Below are 6,203 nucleotides of genomic sequence, written 5' to 3' on the forward strand. Positions count from 1 at the left end.
AGAAATACGGGGCGCAATATAATGACCTTATCCGACCATCAGCGCGCTAAATCGGCGTTAAACGCTAACGATTTAAATGCAGCTCAGGGCTACCTGACGGGAGAAAAATACAATAATCGCTACAGGCCTGTTAGCGGTGAGGAATCCTGGGGAAGTTTACAATATCGGGCGGCGAAAATCGTCGCCAACGCCGCGGCGAACGGTCAAAAAGTGCGTGATGATGCGCTCTATCTCGCTTATATCTCTTTGTTTGAAGCAGAAGAGGGAGTGCCCGAACATCCCGATATTATGTTGGGTTACATGCATAAAGCCATGGCGCTACTGTTAGCGAATCCGCAATTACTCGATAAAATCGATTCTAAAAATGTCAGTACTTTACCCAGCCAGTTTACCCTTGAACGCTATGCTGTATGGCAATATTTATACGATGGCGGCGAGATTGACTGGACCAAAAAAGCGCCTGAAGGTGAAGGTTATACAATTGCTGGTGAAAGCTATCAGACCTGGAATATCAAGTTAAAAAAAGCTATCTGGAATCGGGGAGACGCTTTTTTAACAAATATAGGTAAACAACAATTTATTCATGACGCTATAGATTATTCGCAATTTCCGGTTATTGCCTGTACCGCCAGGCGAAAAGGCTGGCACTTAACATTACCTGCTGACTACCGGGAACAAAATTTCCGCGGCGGTGGACGTTTTGATTGGGCTTCATGTCGCGCTGTTGAATAAGGCTGGCGGGGGAGATGACGCATATTAAGCGCCAGGTTTACGTATCGGGCGATAAGTAAACCTGGGCGCGGATTTTAGACTGCCACTTCCATTTCCATCATCACCGGATGGAAACGGCGTTTAAAGTAAATCAGGCCGTGCCCTTGCGGGCTCAGGGTAATATTGCGGATCTCCACCAGATACACCAGGTGGGTACCGATGGTTTGCACCTGGCTAATTTCGCCTTCGAGGCTGGCCAGCGAGCCCTTCAGCACCGGCTGCCCGAGCGCGCCCTGCTGCCAGCCGCTGAGGGCAAACCGCTCTTCCATCGTCACCCCGGTCATCCCGGCGAAATGACGGGCCATGATTTCCTGTTCGTGGTTCAGCACGTTGATGCACAACTTGCCGTTACCCTGAAACACCGGGTTCATCGCGCTGTTGGCGTTGATACAAACCATTACCGATGGCGGCGTATCCGTCACCGAGCACACCGCCGTGGCGGTAATGCCGCAGCGGCCGGCTTCGCCTGCGGTGGTGACAACGTTAACCGCCGCCGACAGGCTGGCCATGGCATCGCGAAAACGCAGGCGCTGTTCATCTAATTGCATTATGACCTCCCGCTGTGAATTACTTCAGCAGCTTATCCAACATGTTGATATCAGCGTTATTGTGCAGATGCGGCACCGTCCAGCCGTTCTGGTCGTACTCGGACAGGCAGCGGTCAACCATCGCCATCATTTTGTCCATATTGCCGGAGCTCTGCGCCTGGCGCAGACACTGCAGGCGAATTTCATCCTGGCTACCGGAGTAGTTGATCTCATACAGTTCATGGCGGCCGCCAAATTCGCTGCCGATGGCGTCCCACATCAGTTTGAGGATCTTGATACGTTCAACGTGATCCATACCGTTGGAGCCGCGCACGTACTTCGCCAGATACTGATCGATCTGCGGGTTGTTCAGATCGCGGGCGCTGGACGGCAGATAAATCAGGCCGCTGGTGACGTTGCGCTCGATGATGTTCTTGATCTTGGCGTAGGCCATCGGGGCCATCACGCGATAGGTCTGCAGCGCGGCGTGATCCGGCAGCCATGCGCCGTTGACCCACGGCGTCGCTTCCGAGCACATAGAATCGCTTAACGCCCAGAACATATTGCGCCACGCCACCACTTCGCCAAGGTCGGCCTGCACGCCGCGGAATTCGAGGGTGCCGGTACATTCCAGAGAGCGTTTCAGCAGGGCGGTGATAAAGTCCAGTTTTACCGCCAGACGCACGCAGGCCTGCAGGGGGTACATGCGGGCAAAACCGCCTTCCATGGTCCAGCGACGGCAGCGGTCAAAGTCGCGATAAATTAGTACGTTCTCCCATGGGATCAGCACCTTATCCATTACCAGAATCGCGTCGTTCTCGTCGAAACGGCTGGAAAGCGGATAGTCGTACGGCGATCCGGTCGCGCCGGCGACCATCTCATAGGAGGCGCGGGAGATAAGCTTGACGCCTTCGGCATCCATCGGCGCGACGAACATCAGCGCGAAGTCCGGGTTCTCGCCCATCACCTGTGCGGAGCCGAAGCCGATCATGTTGTAGTGGGTCAGCGCCGAGTTGGTGGCGACCACTTTCGCGCCGCTGACGATGATCCCGGCATCGGTCTCTTTTTCCAGCTTGATGTAGACATCCTTCACTTCATCAGCTGGCTTGTGGCGGTCAATCGGCGGGTTGACGATAGCGTGGTTAAAGTACAGGCCGGTTTCCTGAATGCGGGTGTACCAGTTGCGGGCGTTCTGCTCGAACTGGCCGTAAAACGCCGGGTTGGCGCCCAGCGCGCAGCCGAAGGCGGCTTTGTAGTCTGGGGTGCGGCCCATCCAGCCGTAGCTTAAGCGCGACCATTCGGCGATGGCGTCGCGCTGCTGGCGCAGATCGTCGGCGCTTTTCGCCACGCGGAAGAATTTATGGGTGTAGCCGCCGCTGCCGGTATCGGTGCCCCAGCACAGGGAATCCTGCATCTCCGGTTTGTGCAGCGCATCGTACAGCTGAGCGACGGAGGCCGCGGCATTACGGAAGGCCGGATGCGTGGTGACGTCTTTCACGCGCTCGCCGTAGATATAAATTTCGCGGCCATCCTGCAGGCTTTTTAAATACTCTTCGCCAGTTAACGGGCGTTTCGCGTCGGCGCGGAAATCTTCAGGTTTCATAGGGGCCTCTTCAGTATTTATCGGAATAATGATGTTAAATATATGTTTTGTTTTTGTTGTTTAATTGAAGCGGTTATGGCGCTTGTCGTGAAGGGACGTTTGCGACAACGGCGGGTACTTTTCAGGCGGGAGTGAATTTTGTGATCTCTGCAACTTTTACCGGCTGGCGCGGCGCTGACCCGCCCTACGGTCTATAGCCCAGGCAAGCGCAGCGCCGCCGGGGTATTACGATACAGGTACTTTTTGCGCCCGGTAGCTGCTGGGCGAGCAGCCGACCTGGCGGCTAAAAAAGCGCGCAAAATAGGCAGGGTCTTTAAACCCCAGCTGCCAGGCTATCTCATTAACCGCGCTATCAGAAAACAGCAGCAGCCGCTTCGCCTCGCGCAGCTGGCGGTCGAATATCAGCCGCTTCGGCGAACGGTTGGCGAAGCGGCGGCAGATATCGGTCAGCCGCGATTCGGTCAGATGCAGCTCCCTGGCGTAATCCGGTACCGTCCAGTGCTGATGGTAGTGGCTGTCGATCATCTGGTTAAAGCGCTGGAATAGCTTCAGCTCGCCGCGCATCCCGCTGGCGGCATGATCGTCGAGCCTGGCGTTGCGCAGCAGCAGGGTAAATACCGCCTGCGCCAGCAGCGCCAGGGTATGCTCCCGCCCCGGCAGCTGGGCGGTGGACTCCCGGCGAATCAGCTGCCAGTAGTGCGCCAGCGCCGCCAGCTCGTCGGGTTTATCCGCCAGCGACAGGCAGATCCCCGGCAGGCCGAAGGTCTCCCGCGTGCCGGGATAAAGCACCTCCAGCAGCGGCCAGATAAGTTCTTCGTGCACCGTCAACACGTGACCATCGCTATCGGACTCGGTAATAAAGGCGTGCGGCACCGAGGGCGGCGTTATCACAAACAGCGGCGCCTGCACCGAATAGCGGTGGTCATCAAGCTGCAGCTCAATCTGTCCGGTATCAAGGTAGTGCATCTGGAAATAGCGGTCGTGGCGATGCGCCTGCATGTCGCGGCCAAAAAAGGCCGCCATGCGGGAGAACGACTGGTAGTGCACCTCTTCGGTGCCCAGACTCTCGTCGTAATCTTTATTGATGTCGATGTTGGCGATGGAATGCTGGCACATACCCGCTCCTTAGTGGCCTTTTTGCGCCGCTAAGCCCGGCGCGGCGGCGGCGTCCTCACGCTGGCTCATTGGAATGCGGGTAAGCACCAGCGCGCCGACGATCAGTAATCCGGCGACAAACCACAGCCCGGAGCTAAAGCTGCCGGTGGTATCGCGCAAAATGCCGATCAACAGCGGGCTGACGGCAGAGCCGACGTTGCCGATAGCGTTGATCACCGCCAGCGCCACCGCGCGCGACTGCAGGCTGATCACCCGATCCGGGGTGGTCCAGAAAATGGCCATCGCGGTAAAGGATCCCACAGAAGCCATAATAATGCCGATCAGTTGGATCAGGCTGTGGTGCGTTGCCGAAGCCAGCAGCCAACCCGCCGCGGCGAACAGGTAGGGCAGGATGGTATGCATCTTGCGCTCTTTGCGGCGGTCGGATCGGCGGCTCCACCAGATCATGCCGAAAATAGTGCAGAACTGCGGGATCGCCGCCAGCAGGCCAATCATGATGTTGCTGCTGCCGGTGTTGAAGCTCTGTAGGATCTGCGGCGTCCAGATATTAATGGCGCTGAGGGTATTGGTCAGGCAGAAGTAGGCGAGGGTATACATCAGCACCGCTGGCGTCAGTACTTCGCGCAGCGTGGAACGCGGCGAAGCCGGGACGATCGCCGCATGTTCCCGTTCGCGATCGATCATCGCCTTCAGCGCTTGTTTCTCTTCGTTATCCAGCCAGTTGGCTTTATCCGGCGTGTCGTTGAGGAAGAACCAGGTGACGACGCCGAGCACCACCGACGGCAGGCCTTCCAGCAGAAATAGCCACTGCCAGCCTTTCAGGTTCCACAGGCCGTCGAGCGCCAGGATATAGCCGGAAAGTATCGAGCCGAGCATCATGGTCACCGGCATGGCGATCATAAACAGGGCGTTGGCGCGGGCGCGATGATAGGCCGGGAACCACCAGGTCAGATAGACGAGGATCCCCGGCAGAAAACCGGCTTCGGCGATGCCGACCAGCATGCGCAGGATGTACAGCGTATGCGGGCTGGTGGCGAACATGGTGCAGGTCGAGGCGATCCCCCAGAACACCATGATCCCGGCGATCCAGCGGCGCGCGCCAACTTTCGCCAGCATGATATTGCTAGGGATCCCGCACAGCACGTAGGTGACATAGAACAGCGTCGCCGCCAGGCCGAACATGGTGGAGGTCAGGCCGAGATCTTTACCCATCGTCAGGCCGGCGAAGCCGATATTAATTCGATCCAAAAATGAGAAAACAAAGAGAACAAACAGGAAGGTGATCAGGCGGCGGAACAGTTTTTTGATCACCCGGTTTTCTACTTCAACGGCTTTATTATCATTGTGTTGCAGGGTAGAGGTAGTCATGTTGCGCTCCACATTATCCGTTCAATAGACGGATTTATTGTTATCTGTTGTGGTGGTTGCGGTGTGGGTAAACCGCGCCGCCAGCGCTTCTGCGCCGCGGGCCAGCAGGGTGGTATCGACGCCGACGGCGACGAACAGCGCGCCCAGTTCGAGATAGCGTTTCGCCAGCTGTTCATTGGCCATCAGGATCCCCGGCGCCTTGCCGGCCTGACGGATTTGCTGGATGGCATCTTCGATGGCGGCCTGCACTTCCGGGTGCTGCGGATTGCCGCCGTGGCCCATATCGGCGCTGAGATCCGCCGGGCCGATAAACACGCCGTCCACCCCGTCGACATCGAGGATCTGCGGCAGGTTTTTCAGCGCTTCGCGGGTCTCAATCTGTACCAGGACGCACATGGCGTCGTTGGCCCGGTGGATATAGTCCGGGACGCGATTCCAGCGCGAGGCGCGGGCCAGCGCGCTGCCGACGCCGCGGATGCCGGCTGGCGGATAGCGGGTGGCTCTGACCGCCAGCCGCGCCTCTTCGGCATTCTGCACCATCGGCACCAGCAGGGTTTGCGCGCCGACATCCAGCAGCTGTTTGATCTGCACCGGATCGTTCCACGACGGACGCACCACCGGCTGGCTGGGGTAGGGCGCAATGGCCTGCAGCTGGGTCAGCACCGTTGGTACATTGTTGGGCGCGTGTTCGCCGTCGATCAGCAGCCAGTCGAAGCCCGCGCCGGCCAGCAGTTCGGCGCTGTAGCTGCTGCACAGCCCCAGCCACAGGCCGATTTGCGGACGCCCNGCCTTGAGCGCCTCTTTAAATGCGTTGTTCA

General features: G+C 58.0%; 7 protein-coding genes (2 of these 7 only partly in view). 1 reads left to right on the plus strand and 6 read right to left on the minus strand.

All coding sequences use genetic code 11. The features are described 5' to 3' along the window. Positions 1 to 21: 21 nt before the first annotated feature. A complete protein-coding gene (locus tag VZP09_RS23895; RefSeq protein ID WP_002887465.1) occupies positions 22 to 732 on the plus strand; it encodes an ascBF operon repressor in 711 nt (236 codons plus the stop codon). Positions 733 to 806: 74 nt separating this feature from the next. Here VZP09_RS23895 and VZP09_RS23900 read toward each other — a convergent pair whose 3' ends face one another. Next, entirely contained in the window at positions 807 to 1,319 is a 513-nt protein-coding gene (locus tag VZP09_RS23900; RefSeq protein ID WP_002887467.1) for a 4-hydroxyphenylacetate 3-monooxygenase reductase subunit, read from the minus strand. A gap of 19 nt (positions 1,320 to 1,338) precedes the next feature. Further along, positions 1,339 to 2,901, minus strand: a complete 1,563-nt coding sequence (gene hpaB, locus VZP09_RS23905) for a 4-hydroxyphenylacetate 3-monooxygenase, oxygenase component (RefSeq protein ID WP_002887473.1) — start codon at positions 2,899 to 2,901, stop codon at positions 1,339 to 1,341. Between the two features lie 225 nt (positions 2,902 to 3,126). Beyond that, a complete protein-coding gene (hpaA, locus tag VZP09_RS23910; protein ID WP_002887475.1) occupies positions 3,127 to 4,017 on the minus strand; it encodes a 4-hydroxyphenylacetate catabolism regulatory protein HpaA in 891 nt (296 codons plus the stop codon). A 9-nt stretch (positions 4,018 to 4,026) separates the two neighbouring features. After that, positions 4,027 to 5,385 (minus strand): 4-hydroxyphenylacetate permease, encoded by a 1,359-nt coding sequence (hpaX, locus tag VZP09_RS23915; protein ID WP_328795441.1) that lies wholly within the window; start codon positions 5,383 to 5,385, stop codon positions 4,027 to 4,029. A gap of 21 nt (positions 5,386 to 5,406) precedes the next feature. Beyond that, positions 5,407 to 6,203 carry the 3' portion of a 4-hydroxy-2-oxoheptanedioate aldolase gene (gene hpaI / locus VZP09_RS23920; RefSeq protein ID WP_032439179.1) on the minus strand. It continues 1 nt past the right edge of the window, so only the last 797 of its 798 coding nucleotides appear in the window; only part of the start codon is in view: it crosses the right edge, with 2 bases visible at positions 6,202 to 6,203; the stop codon is at positions 5,407 to 5,409. After that, on the minus strand, positions 6,188 to 6,203 hold the end of the coding sequence (gene hpaH, locus VZP09_RS23925) for a 2-oxo-hept-4-ene-1,7-dioate hydratase (protein WP_328795442.1). Its footprint extends 815 nt past the window's final position; 16 of the gene's 831 nt are visible here — the last part of the coding sequence; its start codon lies off the right edge, out of view; the stop codon is at positions 6,188 to 6,190. The genes hpaI and hpaH overlap by 17 nt, the downstream gene beginning before the upstream one ends.

It is taken from the genome of Klebsiella sp. EMBS2024 (assembly GCF_036233805.1).
In the GTDB taxonomy this organism is placed as follows: domain Bacteria; phylum Pseudomonadota; class Gammaproteobacteria; order Enterobacterales; family Enterobacteriaceae; genus Klebsiella; species Klebsiella pneumoniae.